This is a genomic window from Methylobacterium sp. CM6257 (assembly GCF_054611515.1).
In genome coordinates this window covers 5,079,325-5,094,808 of the sequence record NZ_CM137735.1, presented here as the reverse complement: position 1 = coordinate 5,094,808, position 15,484 = coordinate 5,079,325, and the positions used below count along the sequence as shown (strand labels likewise).

Sequence of the window (15,484 nt, the reverse complement as noted above, 5' to 3'; positions counted from 1 at the left end):
CTTGAGGAGTGCGTCGTTGAAGGAGGCAATCATCAAGTCCTCTACCGACGTGCCAAGGTCTTTAGCAAGCCGAGTCATCTCAACCCAGCCAGGCCCATTCACGCCTACTTGCATCAGCTTGGGAGCGTGAATGGCCGCTCTGTCCTCATTGGTGCTCCTTGTTGAAGTGTTAGTCAGCTGTTCGGGTGCCGCCTTCGGCTCTGGAGCGCTGATGGCTTCCCTCGACACAGAGCCCACCTTCGCCGAGAGGCTGGTGAGGGACGGACGAGATCGCTTTGCCATGGTACAAACCTCAAGCGTGATGCCGGGATGGCCGCACGAGTTGGACAACGGCTGACCACATCGCTGCAATCTCAGCTGCGGCGCGGCTGTCCGGATCGTACTCGTTGACCGAGCGGCCGCTGATCAGAGCGTGGGAGAGACTTGCGCGCTGCGATACCTGCCCTGGCAGAACGATCGCGCCCATGCTCGTGAGGACATCACGTGTCTCAGCGACGACGCTTGTTGGCCTATTACTGCGGGTGATTGGCGGCGCCGCGTTGATGATACAAGCCGCCCGCGCCTCTAGGCTGCGCGCGATCGCCAATGTTGCCCCGACGGCGTCCAGGTCAAACGGACCTGGTCGCACTGGGATCAACGTGAGCGTCGCTCTGCTCATGAGCGAGGATATGAGAGGCCCGTTGTGTGGCGGACTGTCGATCACAACCCAAGCTGCTCCGTCTCGCTCTGCTGCACTGAGAACATCAGCAGCCCCGCTTGCGGTCGCCCGCATCAGTTGCGGAGTTTCTGCTGCACGCAGCCGATGCCAGAACGACAGGGAGCCCTGCGGGTCGGCATCGATGAGAAGCGTCTTACCGTCCTGGTCTGCCAGCGCGCCGAAATGCACCGCCAGCGTGCTCTTTCCGGCTCCACCCTTCTGAGCCGCGATCAGGATCACATGCACGAGGACCCCCATGCGGCTCGCCCACGCTCAGGACCACCGCCAAGCTTCGACCCGGATATACGCTGCAGCCTGCCGTGCGCCCTTTATCACTATCCCATCCTGTGGGCTGGAGCAGGACAATGACAACCCCTCCCAGCCTGTTCGGTCATACGTCTGGCTGGCAGTCTGCACGGATGGTCTCAACGAGAAGTATGAAGCCGTTTGTATCCAGCTTGCTAGGGATCCGATCTCTGCCGCGGACGAGGCGCTCTAAATCAGCATGGAGCCGCTGCTGCGTGCACCGGTATCGGAAGGCCAATGCTCCGCGATAGGGAAAGATCGTGATGACAGGAACAATCCTGAGGCAGGTGTGCCAGGGGCTCGTTGGCCTGATGCTTCTCGCAGGTCAGGCAGAGGCAGCAGAGCTTCCCAAGATCGCCGTCGTCGCGACCGGCGGCACCATCGCGATGAAGCTCGATCCCACGACCCATGCGCCGGTGCCGGCCCTCTCGGGCGAGGACCTCGTATCGGCTGTGCCGAAGTTGAAGGACATCGCCACCATCGCGGTAACAGAGTTCAGCAACGTGCCGAGCGACTACATGGGACCGGACCGCTGGCCGGCACTGTCGCGCAAGGTCGAAGAGATCCTGGCCGATCCGGAGGTACGCGGTGTTATCGTCCTGCACGGCACCGACACGCTGGACCAGACCGCCTACTTCCTAGATCTGACTCTGAAGAGCGAGAAGCCCGTGGTACTGGTCGGCGCCCAGCGCAACGCCTCGGACTGGGACGCGGATGGCCCGCGCAACCTCCTCAATGCGGCCCGCCAGATCCTGGCAGACGGCTCGGCTGGCATGGGGGTCACGGTCACCCTCAACCACCACATCAACGCGGCCCGCGAGGTGCGCAAGACCCATACGAGCAACGTCGAGACCTTCAACTCCGGGGAAGCCGGCATCCTCGGCTATGTGGACGAGGACCGGGTCGTGTTCAGTCGGAAATCGTTGCGGCGCCAGACCCTGCCGCTGCCCGAGCGGATGCCGCGGATCGACCTCGTGTCGATGTATGCCGGCGCCGACGGCAGCCAGGTCCGACACGCCGCCGAGAGCGGAGCGGAGGCGATTGTGGTCGAGGCCTACGGCTGGGGCAACATGAATGCCGAGATGCATGACGCCATTGCCGAGGTGATCGCCAAAGGTGTGCCGGTAATCGTTGCCACCAAGGTCTACGACGGTCGCGCGTTGCCGGTGTACGGCTTCAAGGGCGGTGGCAACACCCTGCTGAAAGCGGGTGCAGTGTTTGCGGGTGATCTCACTCCGGACAAGGCCCGGGTCCTCACCCTCATTGTACTGCCCACGACCAAGGACCGCGCGGCTCTGCAAGCATTCTTCGACAAGTGAGAGGCCGAACAGTGGGCGCGCAGGAGTACCGCGGGGTTGAGCTAGGTGCGGCTCGTCCTCTCCGCCTGCCTGATCACCCGAGATGTAACCCCCTTTGATGGTCTCCAGCGCGCAACAGCTCGGCCGTCAGGCTCAGAAGGGCGGCGTCGGCTCCAAGTCGGCCGCCTCGGCGCTCGCGAGTTGGAGTCCGGCCTCATTGGGCTCCAGGCGCTCCGGAGCACACGTCGAAGAAGACCGGCACCGGGGAGCCATTCCGGCCCTGCGCGACGAACCTGGCGAAGGTCGGCTCCTTGCGCGATCCTGACCTAATGCCCCCGTGGCCATACCGTCCGCTTCCGGGATGCAGCCGCGGACCGCTGTCCGGCGGCAATGGGCGCAAAGCCGAAGGTCCGCTTCTCGGATAACGGACACCGTCAGCGGACGTAGCCGCGCCCTGCACGGGTTAGCCTCCTCGAAGCGGCGTCTTCGTCGATCCGACCCGCGTCCGAAGCCGACCTTATCATTCGCTCCAGGAGCGGAGCTAAGGACGAGGAAGAAGTGCCACGGTCCGAGGCACCAGCCGACTCGGATAGGACCCCGAGCAGCTTCGGGGAACGGCGGGGAACACCGTGGGGAACATGGGGAACACCTCGGCCGTTCAGGGCACGAGAAACCGCAGCAGATTCAGAGAGTTAGTTGGAGCGGGCGATCGGGATCGAACCGACGACATTCAGCTTGGGAAGCTGACGTTCTACCACTGAACTACGCCCGCGAACACGGTCACTCGGGTATCGTGCGTGTCCGAAGCGTCCGCTCCGCACGCACCCCGTGCGTTCATGTACGGCCGCGTTTTAGCAGTGGGAGCGCGACGGCGTCAAACCGGTCGGCGACGAAACCGGGCCGGTGCAAGGCCGCCCCATCGCAGCGTGCGTTGCCGGAGGAACGTTGCGGGATCCCGGCCGTTCCGCTCCGTTGGGGAGTACACGGGCGAAACGAGGACCGACAGCCACCATGTGCGGGATCTGCGGCGAGATCAGCTTCGACGGCCCGGCCGATCCTGCCGCCGTCCACGCGATGATGGGATGCCTGCGGCCGCGCGGCCCGGACGGCGAAGGCCTGTTCGGGTCCGGCCGGGTCATCTTCGGCCACCGAAGGCTGAAGATCATTGACCTGTCCGAAGCCGGTCAGCAGCCGATGGTGGATCCGGGCCTCGGCCTCGCTGTCGTCTTCAACGGCTGCATCTACAATTTCCGCGCCCTGCGCGCCGAATTGGAAGCGAAGGGCTACGTCTTCTTCTCCACCAGCGACACCGAAGTGGTCCTCAAGGCCTATCACGCTTGGGGGAGCGCCTGCGTGACGCGCTTCTACGGCATGTTCGCCTTCGCGGTGCTGGAGCGCGACTCCGGGCGCGTCGTGCTGGCCCGCGACCGGCTCGGGGTGAAGCCGCTCTACTACAGCGCAGCAAAGGGCCTTTTCCGCTTCGCCTCATCCCTGCCAGCCCTGCTCGCGGCGGGCGATGTCGACACGGCGATCGATCCGGCGGCGCTCCACAACTACATGAGCTGGCACGCCGGCGTGCCGGCGCCGCTGACCATCCTCAAGGGCGTGCGCAAGCTCGCCCCGGCGACAATCCTGACCCTGGAGAAGGACGGCGCCCGCAGCGAGGAGATCTACTGGACGGTCACGATCGGCCCGCGCGAGGCCGACCGCGCCATGACGGTGGCCGACTGGCGCGAGGCCGTGCTCGAAACACTCGGCACCGCGGTGGAGCGCCGGCAGGTCGCCGACGTACCCACGGGCGTCCTCCTGTCCGGCGGGCTCGACAGCTCGCTCCTCGTCGCGCTCCTGGCACGCAAGGGCCAGACAGGCCTGAAGACCTTCTCCGTCGGGTTCGACGCCGTGAACGGTGTCGAGGGCGATGAGTTCAAGTACTCGGACATCATCGCCCAGACCTTCGAAACCGACCACACCAAACTCGCCGTGGACGGGTCGCGCACCCTGGAGGCACTCCCCGCGGCTATAGCCGCGATGTCAGAGCCGCAGATGAGCCACGATGCGGTCGCGTTCCTGCTCCTGTCGCAGGAGGTCGCCAAGCACGTGACGGTGATTCAGAGCGGCCAGGGCGCCGACGAGGTGTTCGGCGGCTATCACTGGTATCCGAAGCTGATGAGTTCGACCGATGCCGTCTCGGACTACGCCAAAGCCTATTTCGACCGCGACCACGCCGAGATGCGCGAGGCGTTGGCGCCGGACCTGCTGAACGGCGACTACAGCACGGAGTACCTGGAGAGGTTTTTCGCAAGCTCGAAAAGCGCCAGCGCCATCGACAAGACCCTGCAACTCGACCAGCAGATCATGATGGTCGACGATCCGGTGAAGCGGGTCGACAACATGACCATGGCCTGTGGCCTCGAAGCCCGCATGCCGTTCCTGGACCACGACCTCGTCGAATTGGCGGCCCGCATCCCGGCCGAGCTGAAGGTCTGCAACGGTGGCAAGCACATCCTCAAGGAAGCCGCTCGCGCGGTTGTCCCGGCCGAGGTGATTGACCGGAAGAAGGGTTATTTCCCAGTCCCCGCACTGAAACACATACGGGGTCCGTTCCTGGACTTCGTCCGCGAGGTGCTCGACAGGCCGGAGGCGCGCCAGCGCGGCATCTTCAATCGGGCCTATGTCGACCATCTGCTCGCCGACCCGGACGGTACCCTGACGCCCAAAGGCAATTCCAAGCTCTGGCAGGTCGCCCTTCTCGAGAGCTGGCTCCAGACCCACGGCGTCTGAGGCCGTACGTCGAGGCACGGTTCTCGCGATAGATTGTGATCGACGCGGCGCTCAAGGTGCCGCGCTTTGTCCACGATCGTCCCGGATCAGCCTTCCGACACGCACCCGGAGAAGCCCGTCGATGTGCCGCTGGATCGCCTATGCGGGACGCACCATCCCGCTGGAGCACTACGTTACCGAGCCGTCCCACAGTCTGGTGTCGCAGAGCATCCAGGCGCTAGAATCGACCGCGGCCACCAACGGCGACGGTTTCGGTCTCGGCTGGTATGGCGACCATCCCGAACCGGGTCGCTACCGCGAGGTGCAGCCTGCTTGGTCGGACGACAACCTGCGGTACCTATGCCGCCATCTGCACTCGCACCTGTTCTTCGCGCATGTGCGGGCCGCGACGGGAACGCCGATCACCCGGCCGAACTGCCACCCCTTCGCGTGTGGGCCGTGGCTGTTCATGCACAATGGCTACATCGGCGACTGGAATCGTCTGCGGCGGCCCGTCGAGGCGATGATCCCCGACGAACTCTATCCGTCGCGCGCCGGCACCACCGATTCGGAGGCGATCTTCCTCGGGCTGCTCGGATGCGGGCTCATGGGACCTGGACCGCGCCGCGATCCGGTGGACGCGACGACGCGCGCCCTCGTTCGGCTCACCGAGTTGGCAGGCGAGCATCCGTTCCGTTTCACGGCTGCCCTCGCGGACGGGCGGGATCTCTACGCCTTCCGGTATGCCGCCAACGACAAGGCCAATTCTCTCTATTACCGCGCCTCGGAAGGGGGCGTGGTCATCGCCTCGGAACCGCTCGATCGGGACCACGGCACCTGGATGCCCGTCGCGGAGAACAGCGTCGTCATCGCCCGGCGCGACGCACCGGTGGAAATCCTGTCCCTGGAGCAGTTCGGCCTGGGCCCCGCCGCTCCCGACGCGCGTGTCCGCCGCCTGCGTGCCTGATAGCGCGGCCTCAGGCCACCCGTGACAGGCTGCTGTGCTGCGAACCGTGCGTCCCCCGCGCGGACTCGTACGCGCGATTGCGCAGGGCCGTCTCGCTCGGCAATTGCTCGACGACGTTGCCAGAGGCGGGATCCAGGACCTGGAAGACGATCGCGCTGGTGTCGGGGTCTTGGATGTAGCGCGCCTTGCTTCCGGTCGAGCCGATGTCGAGCTTGACCGCCGGCTCGAGGGCGGGAGCAGGGGCCTGCGACTGGGATGTGTCCTGCGTCGGGGCCGCGGCGGCTGTAGCCGCGAGCGCGTCAAGCCCCTGGGGCCCCGGTGTCGAACTGGCCAGCGGGCGGATCTCCATGGCTGATCTCCTGCGATCCTGTGATCGAAGGATTGAATCGAGAAGCTGCCTAAGCGTCCCTTAACGGAAGCCGCTCATCCACCGAATGCGGGGCCGCGGCCGGGCATGCGATGAACATCCCGTTACCGCGCCGACACAAATTCATGCTGTTTTGCCGTGCTGCGGGGGACTCGCGGAGCGTTGCGATCGCCGCAGGATGGGGAGGCCCGAATGCGCGGCGTCGACGCGTTGATGCTGCTGGCAGCGGCATTGCTGCTCAGTCGGACAGATGCCGGCACAGCATCCGCGGCACGCGATCCATTCATTTAGAGGCATCGGTGCGCGATCATAGAACGCCTCGACGCCATCCATCGGCGCGGTCCCGCTGACGTGTCGCGCGACCGCTTCATCGTCGTTATGCTTCGCGAACAGCCGCAGCGCTACGTGCAGCGCATCTTTCAGGATTGCGATACCCGGATGCTCTGCGAAGCCGCCTCCGACGCCTACCGGCCAGCCGGTGCGGACAGGCTGCGGCTCGACGCCTCCGCGCGGGTGACCCTGCGGAGGCTCGGTTACAGTCAGGCCAGCGCCCGAGACAACTTCTCCCGGACACTCGCCCTCGGCAGCCTACCGGGTGTCGGCATCGCCGCGGATCTGATGCTGTCAGCGCTGCACGATGCCTACGGCACCCATACCGGATCGGTGCTCCGGATCGAGGCGCCACACGGCGGCGATCCGGGCACGACCTGCGGCACGCCCGTGTCCTGAAACGACCGGGCGTGCCGGACCGTCACTCGGCCGCGTCGACGTAGAGCTTCCCGCCCTCGGCCAGGAACTCCTGCGACTTGGCCCGCATGCCGGCCTCGGCCTCGGCCTTCGACATCGCGGGCGATGCGCCCACGACCTCGCCGGCCTCCTCCATCGCCAGCACCTCGGCGCGCAGATCCTGCGTGATCTTCATCGAGCAGAACTTCGGTCCGCACATAGAGCAGAAATGCGCGACCTTGTGGGCGTCCTTCGGCAGCGTCTCGTCGTGGAAGCGGCGGGCCGTGTCGGGGTCGAGACCGAGGTTGAACTGATCCTCCCAACGGAAGTCGAACCGGGCGCGGCTCAGCGCGTCGTCGCGCAGTTGCGCGGCGGGGTGACCCTTGGCGAGGTCGGCGGCATGCGCGGCGATCTTGTAGGTGATCACGCCGGTCTTCACGTCGTCCCGGTCGGGCAGGCCGAGATGCTCCTTCGGGGTGACGTAGCAGAGCATCGCGGTGCCGAACCATCCGATCATCGCGGCGCCGATGCCCGAGGTGATGTGGTCGTAGCCCGGCGCGATGTCGGTGGTCAGAGGGCCGAGGGTGTAGAACGGCGCCTCGCCGCACTCCTTCAGCTGCTTGTCCATGTTGACCTTGATCTTGTGCATCGGCACGTGGCCGGGGCCCTCGATCATCACCTGACAGCCCTTGTCCCAGGCGACCTTGGTCAGCTCGCCCAGCGTCTCCAGCTCGCCGAACTGGGCGGCGTCGTTGGCGTCGGCGATCGAGCCCGGGCGCAGGCCGTCGCCCAGCGAGAACGACACGTCGTAGGCCCGCATGATGTCGCAGATCTCGTCGAACCGCTCGTAGAGGAACGATTCCCGGTGCCCGGCCAGGCACCAGCGGGCCATGATCGAGCCGCCGCGCGAGACGATGCCGGTGACGCGCCGGGCGGTCAGCGGCACGTGGGCGAGCCGCACGCCGGCATGGATCGTGAAGTAGTCGATGCCCTGCTCGGCCTGCTCGATCAGCGTGTCCTTGAAGACCTCCCAGTCGAGCTTGAGCGGGTCGCCGCCGACCTTCTCGAGCGCCTGGTAGATCGGCACCGTGCCGATCGGGACCGGGCTGTTGCGGATGATCCACGAGCGGATGTTGTGGATGTTGCGGCCGGTGGACAGGTCCATGACCGTGTCGGCACCCCAACGGATCGACCAGACCAGCTTCTCGACCTCCTCGGCGGCCGAGGAGGTGACGGCCGAGTTGCCGATATTGGCGTTGATCTTGACTAGGAAGTTCCGGCCGATCGCCATCGGCTCCAGTTCGATGTGGTTGATGTTGGCCGGGATGATCGCCCGGCCGCGGGCCACCTCGTCGCGCACGAATTCGGGGGTGATGAAGGGCGGGATGGCGGCCCCAAAGCTCTGGCCGTCGGCGAGCGCAGCCTCCGCACTCTCCAGCATCTTCTCGCGGCAGACGTTCTCGCGATGGGCGACGTAGATCATCTCCTCGGTGATGATCCCGGCGCGGGCGAACTCGTACTGCGTCACCATCTGGCCGGGCGCCGCCTTGCGGATGGTCCGCTCGGCGGGGCAGGGGGCCACGAGCTTGTCGCCCGCGAAGCCGTTATCCTCCGGCTTGACCGCACGGGGCTCGACGGCCGCGTAGCCGCGCGCCGCGATCCAGGGCTCGCGTACGCCGGGCAGACCGGCGCTGAGGTCGATGCGCGCATCCGTCTCGGTGTAGGGCCCCGACGGGTCGTAGACCCGCACCGGCGCCTCCTTGGGATCGGAGAGGGCGATCTCGCGGTAGGGCACGCGGATGTCCGGCCGGCCGGCCGGACTCGCATAGACCTTGCGCGAACCGGTAACCGGACCCGTGGTCACGGCCTCGGGGCTGCCTTTCACGTCCTTCGGGAGAACGGGTGCGTTCATCGTGGGCCTCTCCTCGTGCTGGAGCGGTCCGGTCCACGCGATGGCTGAGATGAGATACGGCCGCTCGAGGCGCGACCGCAGGTTCCCGTCCCTCCGCCGGTATGAGCCGGATCAGGTTCAAGGGTCAGGGCAGCGTGCCCAATCTCAGCCCCCTGCGGGGCCCCCCTCGGAACGGTTCCAGACTCGGGCCCGCGGCTGGCTTTGTCAATGCGGGCTCCCCGTCCTAGTTGATACATTTCGATTTCCGTCCGTTCGAAGGCGCTCGCCGCCGCTCTCTTCCGTCGTTCCGTATGCGCCTTCTCGCCGGCTTCATGCTCGCCGCGCTCCTGCTCTATGGCCTGGCGCTCGCTCTTTTCGCGCTCGGCCAGAGGCGGTTGATCTATCGGGGGCCTACCGGCCGCCACCGCCCTGGGCGGTGCCGCCCGGTGTGACGGTCATCACGGTGGTGACCGAGGACGGTGAGCGCCTGCACGCCCTGTGGCGGCCGCCGCGCCCGGGTTGCGGCGTGGTCGTCAGCTTCCACGGCAATGGCTCCCGCCCGGAACCACACGCGGCGCGCTTCGCGGCCGGACCCTGGCGCGCAGCCGGCTGGGGCATGCTGGCGCCCGCCTATCGCGGCTACCCGGGCTCGACCGGGCGGCCCAGCGAGGACGGCCTCATCCGCGACGGTGTGGCGGCGACCGCGGCCGCCGCGGAGCGCGCACCGGGCGCCCCGATCCTGCTGCATGGCCACTCCCTCGGCGCGGCCGTCGCGGTGGCGGTCGCCGGGCATGTGACGGCCCTGGGGCTCTATCTCGAAGCGCCCTTTAACTCGATGATCCACACCATGCGGCTGCATGCCCCGCTGATCCCGTCCTGGCTGCTGCGCGACACCTATCGCTCGGATCTCCGCATCCGCGCGGGGACCGAGCCGGTGATGATCGTGCAGGGCCGCGACGACCCGGTGGTGCCGGCCAAGCTCGCACAAGCGCTTGCCACGGCGGCCGGCGCCCGGGCGCGGATCGATCTGATGCAAGGCGATCACGTCTCCATCCTGGGCAGCCGAGATCGCGAGGCCGAGACGTTGTTCGGCGAGCAGGTGCGGAGCGCCTGTACTGTCACGGCCGCCGGACAGTCGCGGTGAGAGGAGAAACGCGTGGTCGGACGGCGCGCCCGGCGCTGGAGCGCCGATGATCCGGATTTGCAGGGGCCCGCGACCCGGACCGATCCGGTGTGTCCGCTTTGCGAGAGGCCGATCCCGCCGCGCGCCCGCTCCAGCCTCCACCACCTGACCCCGAAGCTGAAGGGCGGCACGCATCGTGGGACCGTGCGGCTGCACCAAATCTGCCACTCGGCGATCCACGCCCGCTACAGCGAGGCCGAGATCGCCCGGCGCCTCGCCGACGTGGAGGCGTTGCGGACCGATCCGGAAATCGCCCGCTTCCTGACCTGGGTCCGCGGCAAGCCCGACGATTTCCACGCCGCCACCCGCATGACCCGCGACAGGCGGGCGGCCAGGCGCAAGATCTGAGCGCCGAGCGTTTACCCCGCATTCGTCACGTCCGCAGGTCGTGCGCGCCGCAAATAGTACTTTCAACCTCAGTCGGTTCAGGATCGTCCCGGTTTCGAGGGTGGGATGATGACCGGGGCCGGGAACGCGAGCGATCGACTCGCCTGGGTTGATGTCGCGAAGGGCATCTGCATCCTGCTGGTGGTGATGATGCATGCCGTCACCGGCACCGGCGAGGCTCTGGGGGGCGTCGGCTTCCTCCACCCGGTCGTCGCGTTCGCGAAGCCGTTCCGGATCCCAGACTTCTTCCTCCTGTCCGGCCTGTTCATGGGCCGGGTGATCGACCGCAACTGGCGGCTGTTCTCCGACCGCCGGGTGGTCCACTTCGCCTATTTCTACCTGCTCTGGCTCGTGATCCAGTCGGCCGCCAAGTACGGGAAGATCGCCGGCGATGCCGGATCTCCGGCCTTCGCGGCGCATCTCCTGCACGCGCTCATCGAGCCGTATTCCAGCCTGTGGTTCATCTACTTGCTGGCAGTCTTCTCGGTCGTGACAAAGGCTTTCCGGCGCATGCCCGGCGGCGTGCTGCTGGTCGGCGCCGCCTTGCTGCAGATTGCCGATATCCGCAGCGAATCGACCCTGATCGAGGAGTTCTGCGCTCGATACGTCTATTTCGTCGCCGGCTACTTGTTTGCCGGTCGAATCTTCACCCTGGCGGAAGCCGCAGGGCGGCGAACTGTTCCAGCCCTCTGCGGTCTCGCCGCCTGGGCCGGCGCTGAGGCATGGCTGGCGCTGACCCCGACGGGCCATCCCCCCTATCCGACCCTGGCCAGCCTGCCGCTCATCAGTCTCGCCCTCGGGGCGGCCGGCGCGCTGGCGATCGTGGTCGCGGCCGCGCTGATCTGCCAGGCGGGAGGCTCGGTGGCCGAAGCCATCAGAACCTGCGGGCAGCGCTCGATCGTGATCTATCTCGCCTTCTCACTGCCGATGGCCGCGACGCGCGAATTCCTCGTGAGAACCGGGGTGATCGCGGATGTCGGTCTCGCCAGCGTCGGGGTCATGGCGGCGGCGGTGCTGGTGCCGCTGGTGCTGGAGCGGCTGGTGCGCGATACGCCGCTCAATCTGCTTTTCGTGCGGCCCCGGTTCTTCCGACTCGCGGCGAGTGAAACCCGTGCGCGGCCGGCCTTTCAGGCGGGTTGATGCGGCACGGTTCAGCCCTCGAAGGCGATGCCGATCCGGCGGTTTTGTCGCCACGCCACGGCCGCTGGCCGCGGATCTCCGCCCGCCGTGAGACGAAGCGGGAAACGCTCCGGCACCGCCTGATTATCCTCGACCTCGATCTGCGCTCCCGTCTCGGTGGCGTCCCAGACGAGGCAGTTGACCTCACCGCAGGCCAGGAGAAGCGTGCCGAACGTGAAGGCATTCTTCCGGAACGCGCTGCGGCGATCCTCAGTCATCGTCCCCTCCATCCGGTCTCGTGACGCGCAGGCCACGATTCCGCGCCATCGACGATGCCGGATGTCAGTTAACGGGGCCGATACGAGCTGTGGATCGTCCCGCTAGCTTGTGGATCAATAGTCGTCCGGGTCATCCCGGTAGCGTCGCCGGGCTGGGCCGTAATCCTCGTCGTAGGGGCGGCGCACCGGCGGGCGATCGTAATCGCGGCCGTAGCGGTACACGTCGCGGCCCCGGTCATCATCCCCGTCGTCCCGATAGCGATCGGCACTGCCGCGCGCGGAGACGCGCGGCGCATACCAGCAGCTTTTCGGCTGACCGGGGGCGGGATCGCCGAAGGTCTGGCTGTTGCACGGGACCATGCCGCCCTGCGGAAACGGCCGGCCGTTGGTCCGGCCGGGCACGCCGAAATACACGTTCGTCGGGTAGGGCATCCGGCAGGCGCCGCCCTCCTGCGCGCAGCCGATCAGGTTCACCGTATCGAGTTGGTAGGCGTGGGCCGGAGCGAGCGCGAGCAGGCCCGACCCCAGCAAGACGGCCCCGAAAGCCAGAACAATCCGATTGCGCACGTCCCCGATTCCCCCGCGGTTGGCGTCGGCCATGCCGATTAATCCGAATGCCGGCTTCCGGCCAGCGGCTCCGCTCGTTATGGCGTCGACCAGATGAGATCGGCCTTGCCGCTCAGGCAGGTGCCGGGTTGTGACATCGATCGGGCGCGTCTCTTCGTTGTCCGAGGGGAGACGGCGCTTCGGGAGGCCTTGATGAGGGATGCGTCCGCGCAGGAGCTTCTGCTGCTCAGCGCGCTGCAGGAATGCCGGATCCAGCTGGAGGCGGCGCGCAAGGACGAGGCGAGCCGCAGCACCGTCCGACTTCAGCTGGACGCCGCGCTCCAGCGCGAGGAGGCCCTGAAGGCGGAGATCGTGCAGGAACGGGAGCGGACCGAGGCGGTGCGCCTCGTCCTTCAGGCGCTCACGATGAGCATCGGTCGGTTCGGCCTGCGCCGCCGCCTGTTCCTGTCGCGGATCGCGCGGCTCGGCCGCGAGACGCCGGATTCCGGCCCGCAATCGGTGCGTCACCCGGTCCTGCTGGCCGAGGCACGGCGTGTTCTTGGAGCCACGCCATCCGGGGATCCTGCCGCCGAGGGTTGAGGGTTGCGCGTCCATCCCTGACCGGAACGGGTGTCGAACGGTTCGATAACGGCCCCTTAAACCGCCGCATTTAGCGTGCGGAAACCGTACCGCGCCGCAAGGGATACGCGCGCCGGTTCGGATCATTCGAAGACGGGATGCATGGCCAAGGGTCGGGGCAGGATTGAGCCGAACTTCGACGTGCCCGAGGGGCGCGTGCGGGATCGCGGCGAACTCGATCTGCGTCTGTCCCGGGAGGACCGTCCCGGGACAGGAGACGGCGTGGCGAAGCGATCGGGCGGGGCGGCGCGGCAGCCGGCCAGGACAGCAGGTCGGTCGAAAGCTCCGGCTCGTGGCCGCCGTCGGCGCTCGTGGCTCGGCCGGATCGTCTACGGCACCGTCGTGCTCGGCCTCTGGGCGGTGATCGGGTTGGCCGGGCTCATCGCCTACCATGCCTCTCAGCTCCCGCCGATCGATCAGCTCGCGGTGCCCAAGCGCCCGCCCAACATCGCCATCCTGGCGAGCGACGGCTCGCTCCTGGCCAACCGTGGTGAGACGGGCGGCCGGGTGGTGTCGATCAAGGAGCTGCCGCCGTACCTTCCGCGCGCCTTCGTGGCGATCGAGGACCGGCGCTTCTACCAGCATTTCGGCGTCGACCCGGTCGGGATCATCCGGGCCGTCGGCCAGAACCTGACCCGGCGCGGCGTCGCGCAGGGCGGCTCGACGCTCACCCAGCAGCTCGCCAAGAACCTGTTCCTGACTCAGGAGCGGACGGCGTCGCGCAAGATCCAGGAGGCGATCCTCGCCCTCTGGCTCGAGCACAAATACACCAAGGACGAGATCCTCGAGCTCTACCTGAACCGGGTCTATTTCGGCGCCGGCGCCTACGGCGTGGAGGCGGCGGCGCAGCGCTATTTCGGCAAGCCCGCCAAGGAGGTTTCGCTGGCCCAGGCCGCGATGCTCGGCGGCCTCGTCCAGGCGCCGTCGCGGCTCGCGCCGAACCGCAATCTGCCGGCGGCCCAGGCGCGCGCCGCGCAGGTGCTCGCCGCGATGCAGGAACTCGGCTTCGCCTCCGCGCAGGACGTGAAGGTGGCGCTCGCCCAGCCGGCCAAGCCCGCCAACGCCCGCGGCGGCGGCTCGGCCAACTATGTCGCCGACCTCGTGATGGATGTCCTCGACGATTACGTCGGCAAGTTCGACACCGACATCACGGTCCAGACCACCGTCGATACGGGCCTGCAGGCCGCCGCCGAGAAGGCGCTGACAGAGGAGCTCAACGCCAAGGGCGCGCGCTACAATGTCGGCCAGGGCGCCATGGTCTCGATGCGGCCCGACGGAGCGATCCGCGCGCTGATCGGCGGGCGCGACTACGCGCAGAGTCAGTTCAACCGCGCGACCACGGCCAAGCGCCAGCCCGGCTCCTCGTTCAAGCCCTTCGTGTACCTCACCGCGGTGGAGCATGGCGCCACGCCCGACACCGTGCGGGAGGATGCGCCGATCCGCATCGGCAACTGGGCGCCGGAGAACTACTCGCATCGATATGAGGGCCCGGTTACCCTCCGGACGGCGCTTGCCCAGTCGCTCAATACCGTCGCGGTTCGGCTTGGCCAGGAGGTCGGCCCGAAGGCCGTGGTGCAGACCGCGCAGCGGCTCGGCATCACTTCGCCGCTCCAGGCCAACGGGTCGATCGCCCTCGGCACCTCGGAAGTCACGCTGCTGGAGATGGTCGGCGCCTATGGGGCCTTCGCCAACGGCGGCACCGGCGTGATCCCGTACGTGGTCACCGCCGTTAAGAGTGCCGACGGCAAAGTGCTGTACAAGCGCTCAGAGAGCGGTCTGGGCCGGGTCATCGACGCGAATGCCGACGGCATGATGAACGCGATGATGCACGAGACCTTCGTGTCCGGCACGGCCAGGAAGGCCGACATCCCGGGCTGGGACCTCGCGGGCAAGACGGGCACCAGCCAGGACTTCCGCGACGCCTGGTTCATCGGCTTCTCCGGCAGCCTCGTGACCGGGGTCTGGCTCGGCAACGACGACGGCGAGCCGACCAAGAAGGCCTCCGGCGGAAACCTGCCGGTGGAGATCTGGAAGACGTACATGCTTCAGGCGCTGAAGGGCCAGAATCCGGTCCCGCTCCCCGGCCTCAACCGCTGGCGCAAGGCGCCGGACACCACCGCCTCGGTGGCGAGCGCGGGCCCTGGCGCTCCGGAGGGGATCCTGGGGCAGATCTTCGGCCAGCCGGAGGCGCCGGCGCCGCGCCCGTCGGCTCCGTCCCGCCGAGCGCCGAAGGACGACCGCAACTTCATCGAGAAGTTGTTCGGAATCGGGGATTGACCGCCGAGCACGTTCGGCCGCCTGCGCGCGGCCGACGGCGTCG

14 protein-coding genes, 1 tRNA gene and 1 riboswitch are annotated in these 15,484 nt (G+C 67.4%); of the genes, 9 read left to right on the top strand and 6 right to left on the bottom strand.

What is annotated here, in order from left to right; genetic code table 11:
• Positions 1-292 precede the first annotated feature (292 nt).
• Positions 293-955, bottom strand: coding sequence for an AAA family ATPase (locus ACYCO6_RS24755; RefSeq protein WP_459764254.1), 663 nt, complete (start codon positions 953-955; stop codon positions 293-295).
• Positions 956-1,314: 359 nt separating this feature from the next.
• Here ACYCO6_RS24755 and ACYCO6_RS24750 point away from each other — a divergent pair, with 359 nt between their 5' ends.
• Entirely contained in the window at positions 1,315-2,322 is a 1,008-nt protein-coding gene (locus tag ACYCO6_RS24750) for an asparaginase (protein WP_459773715.1), read from the top strand.
• Between the two features lie 676 nt (positions 2,323-2,998).
• On the opposite strand, the gene ACYCO6_RS24745 is transcribed toward ACYCO6_RS24750, so the two are convergent.
• Positions 2,999-3,073, bottom strand: a tRNA-Gly gene (locus tag ACYCO6_RS24745).
• A 239-nt stretch (positions 3,074-3,312) separates the two neighbouring features.
• On the opposite strand from ACYCO6_RS24745, the gene ACYCO6_RS24740 reads away from it, so the two are divergent.
• Entirely contained in the window at positions 3,313-5,082 is a 1,770-nt protein-coding gene (locus tag ACYCO6_RS24740; RefSeq protein WP_459764252.1) for an N-acetylglutaminylglutamine amidotransferase, read from the top strand.
• Positions 5,083-5,203: 121 nt separating this feature from the next.
• Positions 5,204-6,028 (top strand): class II glutamine amidotransferase, encoded by an 825-nt coding sequence (locus ACYCO6_RS24735; RefSeq protein WP_459764250.1) that lies wholly within the window; start codon positions 5,204-5,206, stop codon positions 6,026-6,028.
• Positions 6,029-6,038: 10 nt separating this feature from the next.
• Here ACYCO6_RS24735 and ACYCO6_RS24730 read toward each other — a convergent pair whose 3' ends face one another.
• Positions 6,039-6,377 carry a hypothetical protein gene (locus ACYCO6_RS24730; RefSeq protein WP_459764248.1) on the bottom strand — a complete coding sequence of 113 codons (339 nt, stop codon included), beginning with the start codon at positions 6,375-6,377 and terminating at the stop codon, positions 6,039-6,041.
• Between the two features lie 369 nt (positions 6,378-6,746).
• Between ACYCO6_RS24730 and ACYCO6_RS24725 the strand changes: the two genes are divergently transcribed.
• Positions 6,747-7,124 carry a TY-Chap domain-containing protein gene (locus tag ACYCO6_RS24725; RefSeq protein ID WP_459764246.1) on the top strand — a complete coding sequence of 126 codons (378 nt, stop codon included), beginning with the start codon at positions 6,747-6,749 and terminating at the stop codon, positions 7,122-7,124.
• A gap of 22 nt (positions 7,125-7,146) precedes the next feature.
• On the opposite strand, the gene thiC is transcribed toward ACYCO6_RS24725, so the two are convergent.
• Positions 7,147-9,033: a phosphomethylpyrimidine synthase ThiC gene (thiC, locus tag ACYCO6_RS24720; protein WP_459764244.1), complete on the bottom strand. Its 1,887-nt coding sequence runs from the start codon at positions 9,031-9,033 to the stop codon at positions 7,147-7,149.
• Between the two features lie 71 nt (positions 9,034-9,104).
• Positions 9,105-9,210, bottom strand: a riboswitch (TPP riboswitch).
• Positions 9,211-9,460: 250 nt separating this feature from the next.
• Here thiC and ACYCO6_RS24715 point away from each other — a divergent pair.
• From ACYCO6_RS24715 to ACYCO6_RS24705, 3 genes are all read left to right on the top strand, one after another.
• Entirely contained in the window at positions 9,461-10,156 is a 696-nt protein-coding gene (locus tag ACYCO6_RS24715) for an alpha/beta hydrolase (RefSeq protein WP_459764242.1), read from the top strand.
• A 12-nt stretch (positions 10,157-10,168) separates the two neighbouring features.
• Entirely contained in the window at positions 10,169-10,543 is a 375-nt protein-coding gene (locus ACYCO6_RS24710) for an HNH endonuclease family protein (protein ID WP_459764240.1), read from the top strand.
• A 108-nt stretch (positions 10,544-10,651) separates the two neighbouring features.
• Positions 10,652-11,722, top strand: coding sequence for an acyltransferase family protein (locus tag ACYCO6_RS24705; RefSeq protein ID WP_459773714.1), 1,071 nt, complete (start codon positions 10,652-10,654; stop codon positions 11,720-11,722).
• Positions 11,723-11,733: 11 nt separating this feature from the next.
• Here ACYCO6_RS24705 and ACYCO6_RS24700 read toward each other — a convergent pair whose 3' ends face one another.
• Together ACYCO6_RS24700 and ACYCO6_RS24695 are read right to left on the bottom strand one after the other, a co-directional pair.
• Positions 11,734-11,979 carry a pilus assembly protein PilZ gene (locus ACYCO6_RS24700; RefSeq protein ID WP_459764238.1) on the bottom strand — a complete coding sequence of 82 codons (246 nt, stop codon included), beginning with the start codon at positions 11,977-11,979 and terminating at the stop codon, positions 11,734-11,736.
• A 114-nt stretch (positions 11,980-12,093) separates the two neighbouring features.
• Positions 12,094-12,546: a hypothetical protein gene (locus tag ACYCO6_RS24695; protein WP_459773713.1), complete on the bottom strand. Its 453-nt coding sequence runs from the start codon at positions 12,544-12,546 to the stop codon at positions 12,094-12,096.
• A gap of 192 nt (positions 12,547-12,738) precedes the next feature.
• On the opposite strand from ACYCO6_RS24695, the gene ACYCO6_RS24690 reads away from it, so the two are divergent.
• Positions 12,739-13,125 carry an ATP-dependent helicase gene (locus ACYCO6_RS24690; RefSeq protein ID WP_459764236.1) on the top strand — a complete coding sequence of 129 codons (387 nt, stop codon included), beginning with the start codon at positions 12,739-12,741 and terminating at the stop codon, positions 13,123-13,125.
• A 141-nt stretch (positions 13,126-13,266) separates the two neighbouring features.
• Positions 13,267-15,441, top strand: coding sequence for a transglycosylase domain-containing protein (locus ACYCO6_RS24685; protein ID WP_459764234.1), 2,175 nt, complete (start codon positions 13,267-13,269; stop codon positions 15,439-15,441).
• The last annotated feature ends 43 nt before the right edge of the window (positions 15,442-15,484 follow it).